Origin of the sequence: Sphingomonas sp. Leaf10 (assembly GCF_001421245.1) — a bacterium.
GTDB lineage: Bacteria > Pseudomonadota > Alphaproteobacteria > Sphingomonadales > Sphingomonadaceae > Sphingomonas.
The window spans coordinates 71,688-92,233 of the sequence record NZ_LMKE01000031.1 but is presented as its reverse complement, the minus strand read 5'-3'; the positions used below and the strand labels follow the sequence as shown (position 1 = coordinate 92,233).

At 66.5% G+C, this 20,546-nt stretch carries 20 protein-coding genes; 10 read left to right on the top strand and 10 right to left on the bottom strand.

Annotated elements, in window-relative coordinates:
* Window positions 1-163: 163 nt before the first annotated feature.
* Complete coding sequence (locus tag ASE59_RS15730) at window positions 164-1,933, bottom strand: ATP-binding cassette domain-containing protein (protein WP_056458389.1); 1,770 nt, start codon at window positions 1,931-1,933, stop codon at window positions 164-166.
* Between the two features lie 98 nt (window positions 1,934-2,031).
* On the opposite strand from ASE59_RS15730, the gene ASE59_RS15725 reads away from it, so the two are divergent.
* The 3 genes from ASE59_RS15725 to ASE59_RS15715 are packed head-to-tail and all read left to right on the top strand — an operon-like array spanning window position 2,032 to window position 4,438.
* Window positions 2,032-2,334 (top strand): PepSY domain-containing protein, encoded by a 303-nt coding sequence (locus ASE59_RS15725; protein ID WP_056458386.1) that lies wholly within the window; start codon window positions 2,032-2,034, stop codon window positions 2,332-2,334.
* 18 nt (window positions 2,335-2,352) lie between these two features.
* Window positions 2,353-3,042: a response regulator transcription factor gene (locus ASE59_RS15720; RefSeq protein ID WP_056458383.1), complete on the top strand. Its 690-nt coding sequence runs from the start codon at window positions 2,353-2,355 to the stop codon at window positions 3,040-3,042.
* Window positions 3,043-3,052: 10 nt separating this feature from the next.
* Window positions 3,053-4,438 (top strand): sensor histidine kinase, encoded by a 1,386-nt coding sequence (locus ASE59_RS15715; RefSeq protein WP_056458379.1) that lies wholly within the window; start codon window positions 3,053-3,055, stop codon window positions 4,436-4,438.
* Between the two features lie 153 nt (window positions 4,439-4,591).
* Here the strand turns inward: ASE59_RS15715 and ASE59_RS15710 are convergent, their stop codons facing one another.
* The 4 genes from ASE59_RS15710 to pdxH all read right to left on the bottom strand — a co-directional run bounded on the left by ASE59_RS15710 (window position 4,592) and on the right by pdxH (window position 7,955).
* Entirely contained in the window at window positions 4,592-5,578 is a 987-nt protein-coding gene (locus tag ASE59_RS15710; protein WP_056458376.1) for an LLM class flavin-dependent oxidoreductase, read from the bottom strand.
* Window positions 5,579-5,644: 66 nt separating this feature from the next.
* Window positions 5,645-6,427 (bottom strand): PhzF family phenazine biosynthesis protein, encoded by a 783-nt coding sequence (locus tag ASE59_RS15705; RefSeq protein ID WP_082458507.1) that lies wholly within the window; start codon window positions 6,425-6,427, stop codon window positions 5,645-5,647.
* On the bottom strand, window positions 6,427-7,383 hold the full coding sequence (locus tag ASE59_RS15700) for a cation diffusion facilitator family transporter (protein WP_056458369.1): 957 nt from the start codon (window positions 7,381-7,383) through the stop codon (window positions 6,427-6,429). Before ASE59_RS15700 ends, ASE59_RS15705 begins: the two co-directional genes overlap by 1 nt.
* The gene (gene pdxH, locus ASE59_RS15695) at window positions 7,380-7,955 is read right to left on the bottom strand and encodes a pyridoxamine 5'-phosphate oxidase (RefSeq protein WP_056458693.1); all 576 of its coding nucleotides are present in this window, start codon (window positions 7,953-7,955) and stop codon (window positions 7,380-7,382) included. Before pdxH ends, ASE59_RS15700 begins: the two co-directional genes overlap by 4 nt.
* 206 nt (window positions 7,956-8,161) lie before the next feature.
* Between pdxH and ASE59_RS15690 the strand changes: the two genes are divergently transcribed.
* Both ASE59_RS15690 and ligD read left to right on the top strand, forming a co-directional pair.
* A complete protein-coding gene (locus ASE59_RS15690) occupies window positions 8,162-9,076 on the top strand; it encodes a Ku protein (RefSeq protein ID WP_056458366.1) in 915 nt (304 codons plus the stop codon).
* Between the two features lies 1 nt (window position 9,077).
* On the top strand, window positions 9,078-11,486 hold the full coding sequence (gene ligD, locus ASE59_RS15685) for a DNA ligase D (RefSeq protein WP_056458364.1): 2,409 nt from the start codon (window positions 9,078-9,080) through the stop codon (window positions 11,484-11,486).
* On the opposite strand, the gene galE is transcribed toward ligD, so the two are convergent.
* Window positions 11,487-12,488, bottom strand: coding sequence for a UDP-glucose 4-epimerase GalE (gene galE, locus ASE59_RS15680; protein WP_056458360.1), 1,002 nt, complete (start codon window positions 12,486-12,488; stop codon window positions 11,487-11,489).
* A 66-nt stretch (window positions 12,489-12,554) separates the two neighbouring features.
* Here galE and msrA point away from each other — a divergent pair, with 66 nt between their 5' ends.
* Window positions 12,555-13,097 carry a peptide-methionine (S)-S-oxide reductase MsrA gene (gene msrA, locus ASE59_RS15675; RefSeq protein WP_056458357.1) on the top strand — a complete coding sequence of 181 codons (543 nt, stop codon included), beginning with the start codon at window positions 12,555-12,557 and terminating at the stop codon, window positions 13,095-13,097.
* Between the two features lie 144 nt (window positions 13,098-13,241).
* A complete protein-coding gene (locus ASE59_RS15670; protein ID WP_056458354.1) occupies window positions 13,242-15,212 on the top strand; it encodes a GAF domain-containing protein in 1,971 nt (656 codons plus the stop codon).
* A 104-nt stretch (window positions 15,213-15,316) separates the two neighbouring features.
* Here ASE59_RS15670 and ASE59_RS15665 read toward each other — a convergent pair whose 3' ends face one another.
* The 3 genes from ASE59_RS15665 to ASE59_RS15655 form a co-directional block, all read right to left on the bottom strand.
* Complete coding sequence (locus ASE59_RS15665) at window positions 15,317-15,568, bottom strand: GlsB/YeaQ/YmgE family stress response membrane protein (protein WP_056458690.1); 252 nt, start codon at window positions 15,566-15,568, stop codon at window positions 15,317-15,319.
* Window positions 15,569-15,677: 109 nt separating this feature from the next.
* Window positions 15,678-15,980: a DUF1153 domain-containing protein gene (locus ASE59_RS15660; RefSeq protein ID WP_056458351.1), complete on the bottom strand. Its 303-nt coding sequence runs from the start codon at window positions 15,978-15,980 to the stop codon at window positions 15,678-15,680.
* A gap of 100 nt (window positions 15,981-16,080) precedes the next feature.
* Window positions 16,081-16,350 carry a hypothetical protein gene (locus ASE59_RS15655; protein WP_200913309.1) on the bottom strand — a complete coding sequence of 90 codons (270 nt, stop codon included), beginning with the start codon at window positions 16,348-16,350 and terminating at the stop codon, window positions 16,081-16,083.
* 112 nt (window positions 16,351-16,462) lie between these two features.
* Between ASE59_RS15655 and mnmA the strand changes: the two genes are divergently transcribed.
* The 3 genes from mnmA (at window position 16,463) to dapD (ending at window position 19,215) form a co-directional block, all read left to right on the top strand.
* A complete protein-coding gene (gene mnmA / locus ASE59_RS15650; RefSeq protein WP_056458350.1) occupies window positions 16,463-17,557 on the top strand; it encodes a tRNA 2-thiouridine(34) synthase MnmA in 1,095 nt (364 codons plus the stop codon).
* 180 nt (window positions 17,558-17,737) lie between these two features.
* A complete protein-coding gene (locus ASE59_RS15645) occupies window positions 17,738-18,400 on the top strand; it encodes a pyrimidine 5'-nucleotidase (RefSeq protein ID WP_056458347.1) in 663 nt (220 codons plus the stop codon).
* Window positions 18,397-19,215 (top strand): 2,3,4,5-tetrahydropyridine-2,6-dicarboxylate N-succinyltransferase, encoded by an 819-nt coding sequence (dapD, locus tag ASE59_RS15640; protein ID WP_056458344.1) that lies wholly within the window; start codon window positions 18,397-18,399, stop codon window positions 19,213-19,215. Before ASE59_RS15645 ends, dapD begins: the two co-directional genes overlap by 4 nt.
* A 16-nt stretch (window positions 19,216-19,231) precedes the next feature.
* Here dapD and ASE59_RS15635 read toward each other — a convergent pair whose 3' ends face one another.
* Window positions 19,232-20,461 carry a dipeptidase gene (locus ASE59_RS15635; protein WP_056458341.1) on the bottom strand — a complete coding sequence of 410 codons (1,230 nt, stop codon included), beginning with the start codon at window positions 20,459-20,461 and terminating at the stop codon, window positions 19,232-19,234.
* Between the last annotated feature and the right edge of the window lie 85 nt (window positions 20,462-20,546).

Genomic DNA, 20,546 nt, shown 5'->3' with positions numbered 1-20,546 from the left:
TGCGAGGGAACGGAAGCGCGCCGCAACCGGCCTACCCAACCCCTCCCTTCCAGGGAAGGGAGAGGCGCATCCCTGTCTGAATGTCGATCCGACCTAAGGAAGCGTCTGCGGAAAGCCCCCTCCACCAGCCTGCGGCTGGTCCCCCTCCCCGTGCCGGGGAGGATTACGCCTCCGCCATTTCGGCCAGCGCCAGCCAGCGCTCCTCCGCCGCATCCTTTTCCGCGCGTGCCTGTTCGATCTGCGCGTTCAGCGCGGCAAACCGCTTCGGGTCCTTGGTATAGAGCACCGGATCGGCCAGCAGCGCCTCGTCGCGCTCGATCGCCACCTCCAGTTCCTCGATCCGCTTGGGCAGGATGTCGAGGTCGCGCTGGTCCTTGTAGCTCATCTTGGTCGATTTCGGCTTCGGCAGCGCGGCCTCGGCCGGTTTCGCCTTCACCTTCATCGCGGTCCGCTCACGCCGCTTCGCGACCCAGTCGGCATAGCCGCCCGGCACGACATCGACATGGCCGCTGCCGTCCATGCCCAGCGTCACCGTCACCGTCCGGTCGAGAAAGTCGCGATCGTGGCTGACGATCAGCACCGTGCCGGCATAATCGCCGATCACCTCCTGCAACAGATCGAGCGTTTCGAGGTCGAGATCGTTGGTCGGTTCGTCCAGCACCAGCAGGTTCGACGGCCGCGCGAACTCGCGCGCCAGCAGCAGCCGCGACCGCTCGCCGCCCGACAGCGTGCCGATCCGCGCCTCGGCGATCGACGGGTCGAACAGGAACTCCTTCAGATAGCCATGGACATGTTTCTTGGAGCCGTTGACCTCGATCCAGTCGCCACCGTCTGCAAGCACGTCGCGCACCCGCTTTTCGGGCGCCATCAGCTTGCGCTGCTGGTCGATGACGATCCCGTCCAGCGTCTGCGCCCGCATGATCTTGCCCGAATCAGGGTCGAGGTCGCCGGTCAGCAGCCGCAAGAGCGTCGTCTTGCCCGCGCCATTGCCGCCGACGATACCGATCCGGTCGCCGCGCCGCACCCGCAGCGAAAAGTCCTTCAGCACCGTGCGGTCTCCGAACGCCTTGCTCACATGCTCGGCGTCGATCACCACCTTGGTCTTGGTATCGTCGGCCTCGACCTGGATCTTGGCGGTACCCTGCGGCCCCTGCATCGCCGCGCGCTGCGCCCGCAATTCGTGCAGCTTCTCCAGACGCCCCATATTGCGCTTGCGCCGCGCGGTGACGCCACGGTGGAGCCAATGCTCCTCGATCTTCAGCTTCGCGTCCAACCGCTGCGCCGCGCGTTCCTCTTCGGCGGCGGCTTGTTCCATCCACGCCTCGAAACCGCCGAACCCGATCTCCGCCCGGCGGATGCCGCCACGGTCGAGCCACAGCGTCGACTTGGTCAGTCGCGTCAGGAAGGTACGGTCGTGACTGATGACGATGAACGCGCCGTTGAAGCGGTTCAGCCATTCCTCCAGCCATTCGATCGCCGACAGGTCGAGATGGTTGGTCGGCTCGTCCAGTAGCAGCACGTCCGGGTTTTCGGCCAGCGCGCGGGCGATCGCCGCCCGCCGCCGCTCGCCACCCGACGCCGTCGCCGCCTCGCGGTTCAGGTCGATGCCCAGCTGGTCGGCGATCGCATCGATCTCATGCTCGGCCGGCGCCCGCGGCCCGCGCAGGGCGAAGTCGCGCAGAGTCGCATAGCCATCGACCTTCGGATCCTGTTCGAGCAGCACGACATGGGTGCCCGGCACGATGGTGCGGCGCCCTTCGTCGGCATCGATCGACCCGGCGATCAGCTTCAGCAGCGTCGTCTTGCCCGCCCCATTGCGCCCGATCAGCGCCAGCCGGTCGCGAGTGCCGACATGGATGTCGAGCCCGCGGAACAGCCAGCCATTGCCCTGGATCAATCCAAGGCCCTCATAGGACAATATCGGTGCAGCCATGTGTGGCAGGTAAGCCGCAGTCGCGAACGAAGCAAGTTACGCCAGCCTGTCTGCCCTATTCACGGGCTGTTCAACGCGTTGCCCCTATGCCACGCCTCATGTCGATGGTCGTTCGGTTCCTCGTTCCGGGATTGCTGGCGGTATCGGGGGTCGCGCAGGCGATGCCCGATCAGTTGCTGCGCGATCATCAGGCGGCCCGGACGGCGCGGGCGGAGGGCAAGATTCTGCCCCTGCGCGAGATCGAGCGCCGTGTCGTGCCGCAGGTGCGCGGCGCGCAGTATCTCGGCTTCGACTATGATCCCGATCGCGGGATTTACACGCTCAAATTCCTGCGCGATGGGGCGGTGATCTGGGTCGATGTCGATGCCCGTACCGGCCAGATCACCGGCCGCAGCCGTTAAACTAGGGGAGAGAAGCCGATGCGCGTCCTGATCGTCGAGGACGAACCCAATCTCGGCCGCCAGCTGCGCGCCACGCTGGAGGGCGCGGGCTATGCCGTCGACCTCGCCACCGATGGGGAGGAGGGGCATTTTCTGGGCTCCACCGAAACCTATGACGCGATCATCCTCGACCTCGGCCTGCCCGAGATCGACGGGCTGACCGTGCTCGACCGCTGGCGCAAGGAAGGGCGCAGCGCGCCGGTACTGGTGCTGACCGCGCGCGACAGCTGGTCGGACAAGGTCGCCGGGCTGGACGCCGGTGCCGACGATTATGTCGCCAAGCCGTTCCAGACCGAGGAACTGATCGCCCGCCTGCGCGCGCTGATCCGCCGTGCGTCGGGCAATGCCTCGGCGGAACTAACCGCCGGCGACATCCGCCTCGACACCCGTTCGGGCAAGGTCACGCGCGCCGGCGAGCCGGTGAAGCTGACCGCGCAGGAATACAAGCTGCTCAGCTACCTGCTCCATCACAAGGGCAAGGTCGTCAGCCGCACCGAACTGATCGAGCATATCTACGACCAGGATTTCGACCGCGATTCGAACACGATCGAAGTGTTCGTGACGCGCATCCGCAAGAAGCTGGGCGCCGACGTCATCACGACGATCCGGGGCTTGGGCTACAGCCTCGACGAACCGGGCGCGCCGAAGCCGGCGGGCGCTGAGGACTGAGCGACACGCGATGGCGACCGGCGCCGACCCCGCCCCCCGCGCGCCGGCGCCACGTCCCTATGTCCGGGTGACGGGGTCGCTGTCGCGGCGGATGATCGTCGTCGCGGCGCTGTGGATCATGCTGCTGCTGACGGGCGGCGGCTTCGCGCTCGACCGCGTGCTGGTGTCGGCCGTCACTCGCAACACCGATGACGGCCTCGAATATCTGCTCAACTCGCTAATCGTGTCGGCGGAGATCGATTCGAGTGGCGAGGTGACGTTCAATCGCCAGCTGTCCGACCAGCGGTTTCTCGAACCCTATTCGGGACTGTATTGGCAGGTGAGCGGCCCGGGGCACGAGACGTGGCCGTCGCGCTCGCTATGGGACCGCAAGCTGCCGGTCGACACCGGGCACCGTTATACCGACATCCGCGTCTATGACGCCAAGCCCTTCCCCGAACAGAAGCTGCGCATCGTCGAGCGTGACCTGACGCTGCCCGGATCGCCGACCGTCTGGCGGTTCCAGGTCGCCGAGTCGCGCGACGTGCTCGACGGGCTGATCGCGGCGCTGCGCAAGACGCTGGTGCGATCGTTCGCGCTGCTCGGGCTGGGACTGATCGTCATGGCGGCGCTTCAGACGTGGTATGGCCTGCTCCCCTTGCGCGCCGTCCGCGACGCGATCGCGCGGCTGCGCGCGGGGCAGTCGGCGCGGGTCGAAGGGGCAATGCCCGCCGAGGTCGCGCCACTGGTCGAGGAACTGAACGCGCTGGTCGAACATAACGACCGGCAGGCGGAGGAGGCGCGGCGCCATGCCGGCAACCTCGCCCATGCGCTGAAGACGCCGCTGACCGTCATCATGAACGCCGCCGCAGCGGGGCAGGACGATCTGGCCGACACCGTCATCCGGGAGGCGCGGACGATGCGGCGGCAGGTCGATCACCACCTCGCCCGTGCCCGCGCGGTCGGGCGGCGCGGATCGGCACACAGCCGGGCGGAGGTATGGACGTCGGTGGAAGCGGTCGAACGCGCCGTCGCCCGCCTCTATCCCAATGTCCGCATCGACATCGACGGGCAAAAGGATCTGGTCGCGCGGATCGAACGACAGGATCTCGACGAAATCCTCGGCAATCTGGTCGAGAACGCCGCCAAATATGGCGGGGGCAGCGTGTTCGTGACGGTGCGCGCCGATGCCGGCTTCGTCGAACTGCTGGTCGAGGACGACGGCCGGGGTATCCCGGAGGCCGACCGGCTGCGCATCTTCGACCGCGGCGTCCGGCTCGATTCGGGGAAGCCCGGCACCGGCCTTGGCCTCGCCATCGTCCGCGACGTGGCGGAGATTTACGAAGGCACGGCCTCGTTGGAGGAGAGCGAGGATCTGGGCGGGCTGCTCGTGCGGCTACGGCTGCCGGCGGCGTGAACTTAGCGCCATTCCGTTCGGTTCGAGCAGCTTCGAGCTTGTCGAGAAGCGTCCGTCGAGAACTGGGTCGCTTGGGGCAACCCCTGCTCGACTACGGTTCTCGACAAGCTCGAACCTGCGCTCGAAGCAAACGGGGGCGGGGAGAGAAGGCGGTCACAACCTCCGCATCGCTTCCGCCGCGATCGTCACGCTGCGCCGGCGGGCTGCGGGATCGAACATCGCGCCGGTGATGATGACTTCATCGACCTGCGTGCGCTCGATGAACCGGGCCAGCCCATCCCGTACCGTCTTCGGCCCGCCGATCGCCGAACATTCGAGGACATGGTTGAGGATCGCATTGCCCTGTGCACCGATCCGCTCGCGATAGCCTTCGACCGGCGGGGGCAGCTCGATCGGCTGGCCGGTACGGATCGCGACGAACATCTGTTCGGTCGAACTGGCGAGCAGCCGCGCCTCTTCGTCGGTATCGGCCGCCAGCACGTTGAACGCTGCCGCCGCATAGGGCTTGTCGAGCACCGCCGACGGACGGAAGTTGCGGCGATACGCGTCCAGCGCCTGATCAAGCGCGGCGGGCGCGAAGTGCGAGGCAAAGGCATAGGGCAAGCCGAGCATCGCCGCCAGCTGCGCACCGAACAGCGACGATCCGAGGATCCACAGATCGACCTTGGCCCCCGCGCCCGGCACCGCACGGATACCGCCGCGTGCATCATCGGCGAAATAGCGCTGCAACTCGACGACGTCCTGCGGGAAGGCGTTGGGATCGCTGTCGAGCGTCCGGCGCAGCGCACGGGCGACGATCTGGTCCGATCCCGGTGCACGGCCGAGGCCGAGGTCGATCCGACCCGGAAACAGCGCATCGAGCGTCCCGAACTGTTCGGCGATGGTCAGCGGCGCGTGATTGGGCAGCATGATCCCGCCCGCACCGACGCGAATCGCCTTCGTCGCGGCGGCGATGTGGCCGATCACCACCGCCGTTGCCGCGCTGGCGATACCGGGCATGCCGTGGTGTTCGGCGACCCAATAGCGGTGATAGCCCTCGCGTTCGGCATGGACGGCAAGGTCGGCGGCGGCGGCCAGCGCTTCGCCGGAGGTGCCCCCCTGGCGGACGGGGACGAGGTCGAGCATCGAATAACGGGTCATTCAGGATAGATGGGCGCCACGTTTCGAATTGCTACCCAACGCCGCATTGCCCCGCCCCAAGCAAAGCTACAGCAGCAATTCGCCCCGCATTACCGTGACGCACTGCCCGCCCAGCACCGCACGATCCCCGGCGAGCGTGCAGGTCAGATGCCCGCCCCGCGCACTCGCCTGATAGGCGGTGAAGCGATCGCGGCCGAGCCGTTCGACCCAGAAGGGGGCAAGTGCTGCATGCGCCGATCCGGTCACCGGGTCCTCATCGACGCCCCAGGCAGGCACGAACGCCCGGCTGACGATATCAGCGGCGTCACCCGGCGCGGTGACGATAGCCATCACCTCGCATGCCGACAGCGCCGCCATGTCGGGTGCACAGGCGCGCACCGCCGCAGCATCGGGCAGCAGGACGATGCTGGTCGCCTCCGTACCCGAGACGCTGGCGAATACCTCGCCTTCGCAGCCCAGCGCCGCCAGCAGCGCCGCGTCCGCGACCGGCGCGACGTGGGTGACCGGCAAGTCGAGCGTATAGCCATCCCCATCACGCCTGACGATCAGCACCCCTGCCTTGCGCGTAGCGAAGCGGACGGCATCCCGATCCCCCAGCAGCACATGACCGCTGGCGAGCGTCGCATGGCCGCACATCGCCACCTCGGTCGTCGGCGTGAACCAGCGCAGTTCATAGTCCGCCTCGCCCGCCATCGGCACGGCGAACGCCGTTTCGGACAGGTTATGCTCCAGCGCGATCGACTGGAGCAGCGCATCGTCGGGCCATTCGCCCAGCAGCATGACCGCCGCAGGATTACCCGCGAACGGCCGGTCGGTGAACGCATCGACGACGGTGAAGGGCATCGCCATCAATAGCTTCCCACGCGCTTGCCGAACCAGTGCGGCGTCACATCGGCCTCGACCAGCGGGTTGTCGGTGTCGACATGGCCTTCGGGATCGAGATGTATAAGCACCTCCACCTTGGGAAAGGCGCGGCGGAGCGCGCGTTCGACATTCTCGACCACGTCGTGCGCATCGGCGACGGTCATGTCGCGCGCGACCTCCATATGGAATTGCGCGAAATCATGGCTGCCCGAACGGCGGGTGCGGAAGTCGTGGATGCCGCGCAGGCCCTCCTGCCGAGCCGCCACGTCGAGGAACGCCCGGCGTTCCTCCTCCGGCCATTCCTTGTCCATCAGCTGGTCGATCGCCTGGCTCGACGCCTGGAACGCGCCCCAGCCGAGCCACAGCGCGATCAATATGCCCATCACCGGATCGGCGCCGCGAATGTGGAAGACCTGATCGAGCACCATCGCGACGATCACCGCAAGGTTGAGCAGCAGATCGCTCTGATAATGGACGTTGTCGGCGCGGATCGCGACCGATCCGGTGCGGTCGATGATCGATTTCTGATAGGCGAGCAGCGCGAAGGTCGCGATCATCGCGATCACCGACACACCGATGCCGAATTCGACGTCCTGCGTCTCGCCCGGCGCGCCGAAGGCGGCGATGGCGCGCCACGCGATGCCCGCCGCGGATGCGGTGATGAGCATCACCTGAAACAATGCCGCCAGCGCCTCCGCCTTGCCATGGCCGAAGCGGTGGTCATGGTCGGCCGGCGTCGCGGCAAGCCGCACGCCATACAGCGTCACCAGCGACGCGAGCAGGTCGAGCGCGGTGTCGGCAAGGCTGCCGAGCATCGCCACCGACCCGGTATGCCATGCCGCGAACCCTTTAAGCCCCAGCAGGAACAGCGCCATCGTCACCGACGCGATGGCGGCGCGGGTGGCGAGCGGGATCACCCGCTTGCGTTCGGTCTCGGTCATGGGAACAGCAATCCTTCGGACCAACCCCCGGCGGTCGCAGTAAACACGCGGCGTTCGTGCAGCCGATGCGCACGGTCCTGCCAGAATTCGATGGCCTTCGGCGTCACGCGATACCCGCCCCAGAAGGGCGGGCGGGGCACGTCCTGCCCTTCGAACCGTGCCGACATCTCCGCAAAGCGCGCCTCGAACGTCTCGCGCGAATCGAGCGGACGCGACTGGTCCGATGCCCATGCGCCAAGCTGCGAATCACGACTGCGCGACGCGAAATACGCATCCGACTCCGCATCGGTCGCCAGCGTCACCGGCCCTTCGATACGGATCTGCCGACGCAGCGATTTCCAGTGGAACAGCAAGGCGGCTTTCGGATTGGCGGTAAGATCGGCGGCCTTGCGCCCCTCGCGATTGGTATAGAAGACGAAGCCGTCGGGGCCGTGGCCCTTCAGGAGCACCATCCGCACCGACGGGCGTCCATCGGCATCGGCGGTGGCGAGCGCCATCGCATTGGGATCGTTCGGTTCGCTGGTCTTCGCTTCGGCGAACCACTGATCGAACAGGGCAAAGGGATCGGTCATGTGCCGGCCCATACGCCCTTTCTTGGCGGATTTCACCCCGGTCAAGGCCAGTCGATCTTCAAGGAAACGCCTGCACGCGCGGCTCCCTAGAGAGGGGAGCAGCGTGCACTGGCGTCCCACCGAATGTCGGTCGGGCAAGATCCCCACGGAACGAGTCATTCCCCTGCGAATTGAATCGGTTGAGAAACAATTCGGGAACCTCCGGCATGGCGGCGCGCGCATATTGGCAGGGGCAGATCCGCCTCGCCCTCGTCTCGATCCCGGTCGAAATCTACAGCGCGACCAAATCGGGAGCGAGCATCAGCTTTCGCCAGATCCACGAACCCAGCGGCAAGCCGATCCATTACGAGAAATCGGTGACCGGCATCGGCCCCGTCGACCCGGACGAGATCATGAAGGGATACCAGATCGAGAAGGGCGAATATGTCCTGCTCGATCAGGAGGAGATCGACGCGGTCAAGCTGGAGTCGAAAAAGACGCTGGAGCTGACCCAGTTCGTCGACGCGCACGAGATCGACGTGATCTATTACGAAAAACCCTATTTCGTGGTGCCCGCCGACGATCTGGCCGAAGAGGCGTTCATCGTGCTGCGCGAGGCCCTGAAGCGGACCAAGAAGGTCGGCTTGGGTCAGCTGGCGCTGCGCGGGCGCGAATATGTCGTCAGCCTGAAACCCTGTGGCCGCGGGCTGGTGCTCGAAACGCTGCGTTATGCCGATGAGGTCAACCGCGCACAGGGCTATTTCCGCGACATTCCCGATGCCAAGCCCGACGAGGACCTGCTCGACCTTGCCGAGACGCTGATCGCAAAGAAGACCGCAAAGTTCGATCCGCAGGAATTTCACGACCGCTATGTCGATGCGCTGAAGGATCTGGTCGAGCGCAAGGTGAAGGCAAAGGGGCGCAAGATCGTCGATACCAGCGGAGAGGAACGCCCGAGCGGTGGCAATGTCGTCGACCTGATGGCCGCGCTCAAGAAATCGCTGGAGAAGGGCGGCGCGGCCAAGACCGGCGACGACAAGCCGGCGCCGAAGAAGCGCGCCACGCCGAAGGCCAAGCCGGCGGCAAAGACCACCGCCGCCAAGACGACCGCCCGCAAGCCGGCGGCGCGCAAGCGCGCCTGACATGGCGAAGTCCGATCCGCTGGCAAGCTATAATGCCAAGCGCGATTTCGCGCGTACCGCCGAACCGGCCGGCACGCTGGCGAAAGGCAAGGGCAATCGCTTCATTGTTCAGAAACACGATGCGACCCGGCTGCATTATGATTTCCGGCTGGAGATCGACGGCGTGCTCAAAAGCTGGGCGGTGACGCGCGGCCCCAGCATCGACCCCGATCAGAAGCGTCTGTCGGTCAGGACCGAGGATCACCCGCTGTCCTATGCGGAGTTCGAAGGGGTGATCCCGGCCGGCGAATATGGCGGCGGCACGGTGATGCTGTGGGACGAGGGAACATGGTCGCCGATCAAGGGCAAGTCGGCCAGCGATCTGGAGAAGGGGCATCTCCATTTCGTGCTGGCGGGACAGCGGATGCGCGGCGAATGGCTGCTGGTCCGGCTGAAACCCAGGGGCAAGGAAAAGCGCGAGAACTGGCTGTTGCGCAAGGTCGCCGATGAGGAGGCCGGCGGCACCGACACGCTGACCGATACGCTACTAACCAGCGTCACAACGGGGCGAACGATGGAGGAGATCGCTGCCGACAAGCCGCCGGCAAAGCCGAAGAAGCGCGCCAAGGCCAAGGCAGGCCGACCCGACTTCACCGAACCGCAACTGGCAACGCTGGTCGACAGCGTGCCGGCGGGCAGCAACTGGCTGCACGAGGTCAAATATGACGGCTATCGCATCCTGATCGCGACCGGCGGCGACGGCCCGCGCCTCTACACCCGCACCGGACTGGACTGGACGGACAAGTTTCCCGGCATTGCCGAGGCGGCGGCAAGCCTGCCTCCGGGGTTGCTGCTCGATGGCGAGGTCGTCGCGTTGCACGACGGCAAGCCCGATTTCTCGACCTTGCAGGCGGCGATCAAGGACGGCGGCGACATGCGCTGTTTCCTGTTCGACCTGCTGGTGGATGGCGAGGGCGATCGGCGCGACGAGCCGCTGGTGCGGCGCAAGGAACGGTTGCAGGCGGCGCTGGCCGACGCCGATGCGCGGCTGGCCTATTCCGAGCATGTCACTGGCTCCGGCGAGCAATTGTTCGAGGCGATGTGCCGCGAGGGCTATGAAGGGATCGTGTCGAAAGTGGCCGACGCCCCGTATCGCGGCACGCGGAGCAAGGCATGGGTGAAGGTCAAATGCACCCATCGGCAGGAATTCGTCATTATCGGCTGGACGCCCAGCGAAGCGCGCGGGCGGCCGTTCAAGTCGCTGTTGCTGGCGGTGCAGGGTGAGAACGGACTGCGCTATGCCGGGCGGGTCGGGACCGGGTTCGACGCGGCGACGATGGCGGAGGTGCGCGACGCGCTGGCCCCGCTGGATCGCAAGACGGCCCCGCTCAACCTGCCAGCGCCGGTGCGGCGCGGGGCGCGGTTCGTGAAGCCCGAACTGGTCGCCGAGATCGCCTTTGCCGAATTTACGGCCGACCAGATCGTCCGCCATGCGAGCTTTGTGGGGCTGCGCGGCGACAAGGCGGTGAAGGATGTCGTGCGCGAAACGCCGGTGTCGGTCGAGCGGAAGCCTGATCCGCGCATCACCAGTGCCGACCGGGTGATCTTTCCGGGTGACCGGCTGACGAAGGGCGACCTTGCCCGGTATGTCACGGACGTGGCGCCGCTGTCGCTGCCATGGGCGGCGAACCGGCCGATCAGCCTCGTGCGCTGTCCGCAGGGGCGGGCCAAGGCGTGCTTCTTCCAGAAACACGATGCGGGCAGCTTCGGCGACGCGGTCGACCGGGTCGAGATCGCGGAGAAGAATGGCGGGCGCGAACCCTATCTGTTCGTGCGCGATGCCGCCGGGCTGCTGGCGTGCGTGCAGATGGGGACGATCGAGTTTCACGGCTGGGGTGCGGGCGTTGGCAATGTCGAGCGGCCCGACCGGATGGTGTTCGACCTCGACCCCGACGAAGGGCTGGACTTTGCCGATGTGAAGCGCGCGGCGCACGACATCCACCGCCATCTGGCCGATCTGGGACTGGCGAGCTTCGCGATGCTGTCGGGGGGCAAGGGGGTGCATGTCGTCGTGCCGCTGACCCCGCAGGCACAATGGCCGGCGGTCAAGGATTTCGCCGACCGCTTCGCGCGCGCGCTGGCGCAGGCCGAACCCGACCGTTTCGTTGCGACGATGGCGAAGGCGAAGCGGAAGGGGCGGATCTTCATCGACTGGCTGCGCAATCAGCGCGGCAGCACCGCCGTGCTCCCCTATTCGGCGCGCGCACGGGCGGGGGCGCCGGTCGCCGCCCCGGTCGCGTGGCGCGAGCTCGACGATATCGACAGCCCCGCGAAGTGGACGATCCGCGACGCCGGGGAATTGTGCAAACGCGCCGACAGCCGGCTGCTCGCCGGCTGGGGCGTCGCCGATCAGATCTTGCCCGATCGGTGATTACTGGGCGCGACGCTCCGCCAGCGCGCGTTCCCATGCCAGCGCGTCACGGACGATCTGGTCGAGATCGGCATGTTGCGGCCGCCACGGCAGCGTCGCCAGGATCGTGCTGTTGTCGGCGACCAGCGCGTCGGGATCGCCCGCGCGGCGTCCTTCCAACCGGCGGTCGATGGTCAGGTTGGTGACCCGGTCGACGGCGTCGAGCACTTCGAGCACCGAATAGCCGCGGCCATAGCCGGCGTTCATCGTGTGGTTCTTGGTCGGATCGGCCATCAGCAGGTCGAGCGCATGGACATGCGCGTCGGCAAGATCGCTAACATGGATATAGTCGCGCACGCCGGTGCCGTCGGGGGTGGCGAAATCGGTGCCGTAGACGCCGACATGGCTACGTTTGCCGATCGCCGCTTCGACCGCGACCTTGATGAGGTGGGTGGCGCCAGCGGTCGACTGGCCCGAGCGGCCTTGTGGGTCGGCGCCCGCGACGTTGAAGTAGCGCAGCGCGGCGTAATTGATCGGATGCGCGGCGGCGACGTCGGCCAGCATGATCTCGGTCATCAGCTTCGACATGCCATAGGGATTGATCGGCTGTTTCGGGCTGTCCTCGCGCACCGGCACGACTTCGGGAATGCCATAGGTTGCGGCGGTCGAGGAGAAGATGAAGTGCTTCACCCCTTCGGCGACCGCGCTTTCGATCAGGCTGCGCGAGGCGGCGGTGTTGTTGCGGTAATATTTGAGCGGGTTCTCGACCGATTCGGGCACGACCACCGATCCGGCGAAGTGGAGGATGGCATGGACCTTGTGCTCGCGCAGCGCGGCGCGGACGGCATTGTCGTCGGAAATGTCGGCGACGACCAAAGCGGCACGCGAATCGACGGCCCAGTCGAACCCGGTGACCAGATTGTCGATCACAACGACGTCATGCCCGGCATCGAGCAGCGCCAGCACCGCATGGCTGCCGATATATCCCGCCCCACCCGTAACCAGAACCTTGCCGTCGCTCATCTTGTCTGTCCCCCGATTGTACCGCCGCAGCGCGCGCCTATCTCCCTGACAGAAGGAGATTACGCAATGGCTACCGAACAGGCGATCTTCGCCGGTGGATGTTTTTGGTGCACCGAGGCGGTTTTTCGCGATGTGATCGGCATCGAACAGGTCGAAAGCGGCTATATCGGCGGCACGACCGAGCATCCGACCTACAAGCAGGTGTGCGGCGGCGATACCGGCCATGCCGAGGCGATCCGGGTAACCTACGACCCCGCCGCCATCGGCTATGACGAAATGCTCGACATCTTCTTTGCGACGCACGATCCGACGCAGCTCAACCGGCAGGGCAATGACGTCGGCACCCAGTATCGCTCGGCGATCTTCCCGATGTCGGCCGAACAGGAAGCAGCGGCGCGGGCCGGCATCGAGCGTGCGGGCGAAGGTCGCGGCAAGATCGTGACGACGATCGAGCCGCTGACGACCTGGTACCCGGCCGAGGACTATCACCAGGAATATTGGGAAGGCGAAGGGCAGCGCAATCCCTATTGCCTCGCCGTCATCCCGCCCAAGTTGCAGAAGCTGCGCAAGAGCTTTGCCGCACGGACGCGGAGTGCCGAGACCGCCTGATCGCAACCGGAATCGATGTAACTGCCACTGGCCAGTCATGGCCGATGGGTGCAAGGGCCGTGCCAACCATGGTGCGGCCCTTGTGTCGTTCCCTTGGAATTGCTATTCGGAACATGGCCTTGGGGGGCGTGGGACATGGGGGCGATGGACGACCCCGCGACGGCGGAGCGACTGGCGGCGATACGCGACTATCGCCTGACACAGCCGACCGGCGATGCGGCGCTGGACGATCTGGTACGGCTGGCAGCACGGATATGTGCGGCGCCGGTCGCGCTCGTCACCATCATCGCCGCCGATTGGCAGTGGTTTTCCGCCCGGGTCGGCACCGAAGCCGCCGGCACCGCGCTCGACGATGCGATCTGCGTCCATGCGCTCGATGCCGACGACCTGCTGGTCATCCCCGACCTGTCGATCGATTCGCGCACGCGCGACAGCGGGATCGTCGCTGCCGGACCGATGATGCGCTTCTATGCCGGGGTGCCGCTGCGCCTGAACGGTGTGGCGATCGGGACGCTGTGCGTGCTCGACGTCGCGCCGCGGCCGGAGGGGTTGAGCGACAGCCAGCGCGAGATGATGCACAGCCTGGTACGGCAGGTGGTCGCCACGCTAGAGATGCGGCGGCTGCTCGTCGAGCGCGACGCCACGCTGGCGCGGATCACCGTTGCCGAGACGGCACTCAGCGGCAACGAGCAGCGTTGGCAGGGCCTGTTCGAAAATCTGGGTGACGGCTTCGCGCTGGGCGAGGCGCTGCGTGGCGAGGATGGCCGGGTCGTCGACTGGCAGTTCTTCGACGCCAATCCGGCATGGTTCGCGCTATGGGGCATCGATCGCGCAGCGATGCTGGCCAAGACCGGGCGGGTGCTCGATCCGGCCGCGCCGCCACGATGGGCGGACGATCTGCACGGCATGTTGCGCGACGGCACTCCGGTCGGCTTCGTCCACCATATCCCGACGCTGCGTCGCTGGTTTCGCGGCCATTGTTTCCGCATCGACGGCGAACGCTTCGGCGCGATCCTGCAGGACATTACCGAAGAACGCAGCGCGGAAGGGCGACAGAGCGCACTGATCCAGCTCGGCGACGTGCTGCGCGACTGCCATGACGCGGCGGCGGTGGCGGGGGTCGCATCGGCGCTGGTCGGCGAGACGCTGAACGTCGCCGGGGCCGGCTTCGGACGCATCGATGCGACGGCGACTCAGATCGAGATCGAACCCGACTGGACCCGGGCGGGCGGACCGATGCTGGCCGGGCGCCACGGCCTCGCCGATTTCGGTGCGCTGCACGGTGCGATCGAGCGGGGGGAAGCGGTGGTCGTGCGCAACGTGCAGACCGATTCGCGAACGATCGGCCAGGGCGATGCCTTGCTGGCGATACCGATCGGGGCGTTCGTGATGGTGCCGGTGCGGCGCGACGGCCGCACCGTTTCGGCATTTCTGGTCCACGACCCCGCGCCGCGCCGCTGGCGACCTGAGGAAATCGCGTTCCTGCGCAAGGTCGCCGACCGGGTCGAGGTCGGCATGGGGCAGGTCGAATCGGAGGCACGCCAGAGCCTGTTGATCCAGGAACTGGCGCACCGGTTGAAGAATACGCTGTCGATGGTGCAGGCGATCGCGTCGCAGACGCTGCGTGGCGCGATCGATCGCGAACCGCTCGCCGCGTTCGAACGGCGGTTGCAGGCACTGGGCGTCGCGCACGACGTGCTGGTCGACCGTAACTGGGTCGGTGCCGACATGCGCGCGACGATCGGACAGGTGCTGGGGGTGTTCGGTTGCGACGATCGCATCGCCATGTCTGGCCCGGAGGTCGCGCTCGATGCGCGGGCGGCGCTGTCGCTGGCACTGATCCTGCACGAACTGGGTACCAATGCGGTCAAATATGGTGCGCTGTCCACCGCCGACGGCCGGGTGTCGGTCGACTGGACCGTCGTCGACGGCGCGCTCCGCTTCGACTGGCGCGAAACGGGCGGCCCGCCGGTCTGGGCACCCAACCGGCGCGGATTCGGTTCGAAGCTGTTGCGGCTGGGGCTGACCGGTAACGGTGACAGCGAGATCTGCTTCGATCCGGCGGGTATCGCGGTGACGATGCACGCCGCGCTGTCCGACGTTACCGCAAGCTGATCGTCGCCTCGCTCGCGAACCGTTCCGCGGCCAAACGCGATCTTCAATAACAAAAGGGCCGCCCTGTGAGGGGCGGCCCGTTCGTCTCCGTCAGGAACAGGTGCTTAGCGCACCGTACCGCGACGGACGAGGTTGACGATCGCCAGCAGGACGATGGCACCGACCAGCGAATACAGAAAGCTGGTAACCGTGATGCCGTTGTTGATGTTGGCACCGGTGACGAAGCCCGCGATCACCGCGCCCACGATCCCGACGACGATGTTCAGGAAGATACCCTGCTGCGCGTCGGTGCGCATGATGATGCTGGCCAGCCAACCCACGACACCGCCAACGATGAGCCAGAGAATGATACCCATATGATGTCCCTCCATTTGGTGCCTGCGACCCGGTGCTGTTCGTACCGGTCGTACTGAGGGAAAGACTCATAAGGGACGGGCTTGTTCCGCCTCCGTATTTAATGGATAGTCAATATTTGCGTTGCTGCCGTTCGTAGAGCGTCTTGTAATGCTGGATCCGCGTCACGCGCAGCCCCGGCATGCCCGACCGGTCGACCGCGCGCTGCCATCCGGCGAATTCCTCCGCCGACAGATTGTAGCGGATGCAGACGTCGTCGACGCTGATCAACCCGCCATTGACCGCCGCGACCACTTCCGCCTTGCGCCGCACGACCCAGCGGGTCGTGTCGGGCGGGGGCAGCGAGTCGATCGTGAGCGGTTCGCCGAGCGGACCGATCACCTTTGCCGGACGGATTTTCTGGTTCTCAATCATACTGGACCTCGAGCCGGGGTGAAGACCCCTGAAACCTACTTCTGCGGTCATGCGGGCTTACGTTTGAACATGGGCTAAAACGGCTAGGTAAACATGGTCTTCATTCGAGCGGCACCCATGCGGGTTTCGGCATGGAGTGGTGTTCCATCATGATACACGGGTAGAGCAACGCCGCCGTCCAGCCGTTGAACGCGCCGTCGGTCGGGGTCAGCAGCGATACCGGCGCGCGTTTCCATGCCAGACGCGTCTGCAACCGGGCCGTCGGCGTCGCCGCCTGCCGCCCCGTCGCCGCAGCCAGCAACACGGCCAGCTCGGTCGGCAACGGCGTGACCGCTGTCCCACGGTCAAAACGGGCGAAACTCAGGTCCAATGCAACGTTCCCTCAGGGGTTTCCAACCACATAGTTACCCCACACACCTGAAGGTCCGGTAAATGGCGCGGTATTTTTGCAAGCCGGCCGCGAAAGGATTATCGGCGGCGCCATGAATGCCGCTGATTTCCAACTCGAATCACCGATTTCCGCTCGAAAGATCGTCGTCGCCATGTCGGGCGGGGTCGACAGCTCGGTCGTCGCCGCCCTCGCCCATGCGACCGGAGCGGAAACGATCGGCGTCACGCTGCAACTCTATGACCATGGCGCGGCGGTCGGGCGGGCCGGTTCCTGCTGCGCCGGCCGCGACATTCGCGATGCGCGCGCGGTGTGCGACCGGCTGGGCATCGCGCACTATGTCTTCGATCACGAAACCAGTTTCCGCGAGACGGTGATCGACGACTTCGCCGATGCCTATCTGGCGGGGCGCACCCCGATCCCGTGCGTGAAGTGCAACATGGGGCCGAAATTCACCGACCTGTTCGCGCTGGCCCACGATCTGGGCGCCGATTGCCTCGCGACCGGTCATTATATCCGGCGGGTTATGGGCGCGCAGGGTGCCGAATTGCACCGCGCGGTCGATCCGGCGCGCGACCAGAGCTATTTCCTGTTCGCGACGACGCAGGATCAGCTCGATTTCCTGCGCTTTCCGCTGGGCGGAATGCCCAAGGCGCGAGTGCGTGAGATTGCCGCCGAACTCGGCTTGGGCGTCGCCGGCAAGCCCGACAGCCAGGACATCTGCTTCGTACCCGATGGCGATTATGCCGGGCTGGTCCGCAAGCTGCGCCCCGAGGCCAATGACGGCGGCGAGATCGTCGATCTGGGCGGGCAGGTACTGGGGCGTCATGGCGGTCTGGTCGGCTATACCGTCGGGCAGCGGCGTGGGCTGGAAATCGGTGGCCTCGCCGAACCGCTCTATGTCGTGCGGCTGGAGCCGGAGACGAAGCGGCTGGTCGTCGGCCCACGTAGCGCGCTGGCGGTGGGTGCGGCGCGACTGTCGGACATCAACTGGATCGGCGGCGATCATGCCGGTCCGCTCACCGCCAAGGTGCGATCGATGGCGAAACCGGTGCCGGCGCGGCTGGACGGGGACCGGCTGGTATTCGATGCCCCCGAATATGGCGTCGCACCGGGCCAGGCGGCGGTACTCTACGCCAACGACCGCGTGCTGGGCGGCGGCTGGATCGAGGGGACGGAAGCCGCCTGAATCCTCACCGCTCCGCGGGGAGGGGGACCAGCGAAGCTGGTGGAGGGGGGTGTCGGTATCCACCACGGTTGCGTTGCGCGGCCAACCCCCTCCACCACCGCTTCGTGGCGGTCCCCCTCCCCATGATATGGGGAGGATCGGCTTGCCGCTTGCGCCGCGTCCGCCTACAGCCCCGACCCGATGCTGCCCGCGCTATACCATGTCCGCGACTGGATCTTCGATCTCGACAACACGCTCTATCCGGCGTCGTCGAACCTGTTCGCGGAAATCGAGGCGCGCATGGGGCAATATATCTGCGACCTGCTCGGCTGCGACGCGGCGGAGGCGCACCGCGTGCAGAAGATGCATTTCCACAATCACGGCACGTCGCTGTCGGGCCTGATGGCCGAACAGGCGGTCGATCCGCACCATTTCCTCGATTTCGTTCATGATATCGACCTGTCGCCGCTGGTGCCCGATCCCGATCTGCCACGGCTGCTCGCCGCGCTGCCGGGGCGCAAGCTGGTCTTCACCAATGGCGATGCGACCTATGCCGGGCGCGTGCTGGAGCGGCTCGGCCTGTCGGACAGTTTCGCCGGCATCCACGATATCCACGCCACCGCCTATCGCCCCAAACCGCACGCCAGCGCCTATGCGGGGCTGTGCGCGGCATGGGACATCGATCCCGCGACCGCGCTGTTCGCCGAGGACATGGCGCGCAATCTGGTCCCGGCCAAGGCGGCGGGGATGACGACATTGTGGGTCGACAACGGGTCCGAACAGGGGCCGGGTGTGGCCCGCGACCATATCGATTACATCACGCACGACATCGTCGCGTGGCTACGCTTCGTGGAGGAATCATGACCGACCTTGCCGCCCAGATCGACGCCGCCTGGGAAAACCGTGCCGAACTGACCGTCCAGACCCAGGGCGAAGTCCGGGGTGCCGTCGACGCCGCGCTGGCGCTGCTCGATTCGGGCGAGGCGCGGGTGGCCGAGCCGGTCGGTGACGGCTGGCAGGTCAACCAGTGGCTGAAGAAGGCGGTGCTGTTGTCGTTCCGCCTGAACGACAATCAGATCATGGATGGCCCCGGCGGCACCAACTGGTTCGACAAGGTGCCGAGCAAGTTCACCGGATGGGGCGAGCATCGCTTCCGCGAGGCCGGTTTCCGTGCGGTACCGGGCAGCATCGTGCGGCGCGGCGCGTTCGTAGGCAAGGGCGCGATCCTGATGCCGAGCTTCGTCAACATCGGCGCCTATGTTGGCGAAGGCACGATGGTCGATACCTGGGCGACCGTCGGCAGCTGCGCGCAGATCGGCCGGAACGTGCACCTGTCGGGTGGGGCGGGCATCGGCGGCGTGTTGGAGCCGCTACAGGCCGATCCGGTCATCATCGGCGACGGCGCGTTCATCGGCGCACGGGCCGAGGTCGCCGAGGGTGTCCGCGTGGGTGAGGGCGCGGTGCTGTCGATGGGCGTGTATCTGGGTGCCTCGACCAAGATCATCGACCGCGCGACCGGCGAAGTCTTCCGTGGTGAAGTACCTCCCTATGCCGTGGTCGTGCCCGGCTCGATCGGCGGCGGCGACGGCAAGCCCGCGCTGTATTGCGCGGTGATCGTCAAGCGAGTCGATGCGCAGACCCGGTCGAAGACAAGCATCAACGACCTGCTGCGCGACTGATGTCTAGCGCCGCCGGTCATGGCGCGGTGGCGTCGACCGGCGGCCGGTTCGCCAGTGACTTCGCCACCGCTTCCGCCTGTGCCAGCACGCGCAGGACATTGCCCTGTGCCAGCGCGCTCAGGTCGCTGTCCGACCAGCCGCGCCGCGCGAGTTCGGCGAACAGCAGCGGATAGCCGTCGACGCCACCCATGCCCTCCGGTCCGGTGCCAGAAATGCCGTCATAATCGCCGCCGATGCCGACATGGGCGCGCCCGGCGACCTTCGCGATATGGTCGACATGGTCGGCCATCGTCGCGGCGGTCACACGGGGGGCGGGGTTGGTGGCCTCCCACGCCTTGACCGCCGCCGGCGTCTCCCTGCCATAGCGGTTGCCCGGCAACCCCTGCGCCTTGGCGAAGGCACCGCGCCGAATGTCCCATTCATTCCATGCGCTCGACAGGAAGGCGGGATAGGCGTTGACCATCACTACCCCGCCATTGCGCCCGATCGCCGCCAGCAGCGGATCGGGGATGTTACGCGGCCGGTCGGCGATAGCGCGGGCGTTGGAATGCGATGCGATCACGGGGGCCTTGGTCACCGCCAGCGCCGTCGCCATCGTCGCATCGGACACATGCGCGACGTCGACCAGCATCCCCAGCCGGTTCATCTCTGCCACGGCCTTGCGCCCGAACTCGGTCAGGCCGTTCGCCTGCGGCGCGTCGGTCGAACTGTCCGCCCAGCCCACGCTCTTGCCATGGGTGAAGGTCATGTAGCGGACGCCGAGGTTGTAAAATTGTCGTAGAACCGAGAGGCGGCCGTCGATCTGATGTCCGCCCTCGACGCCGATCAGCGAGGCGATGCGGCCGCCCTTTGCGATCCGGGCCATGTCGGCGGCGTCGCGGGCCAGCGCCATGCGCGCCGGATTGGCGGCGATCATGCGGCGGACGATGTCGATCTGTTCGATCGTCGTTTCCACCGCCTGCGGACCCGTCGTCGTCGCCGGAATCCATACCGACCAGAATTGTCCGCCGACATGCCCCTTCGCCATGCGTGGCAGGTCGGTCTGGAGCGGGGGTTCGATACGGCTGGTGTCGGCGGTCAGGTCGACCGTCTCGACTGCAGCATGATGACCGTCGCGGATTTCCCATGGCAGGTCGTTATGCCCGTCGATGATCGGGGTGCGCGTCAGCACCCGTTCGGCGCGTGCGATGTCGGCGGCGGTCGGGGCGGGGGCCTGCGCGGCGAGCAGGAGCAGGGGAAGCAGCATCGGCGCCCAAGCTAACGCGTCGCGCGGGACGCCGACAAGTGCTACAGCGGGATACCCCCATGCGTTCGCTGCATGGCCGATGGGA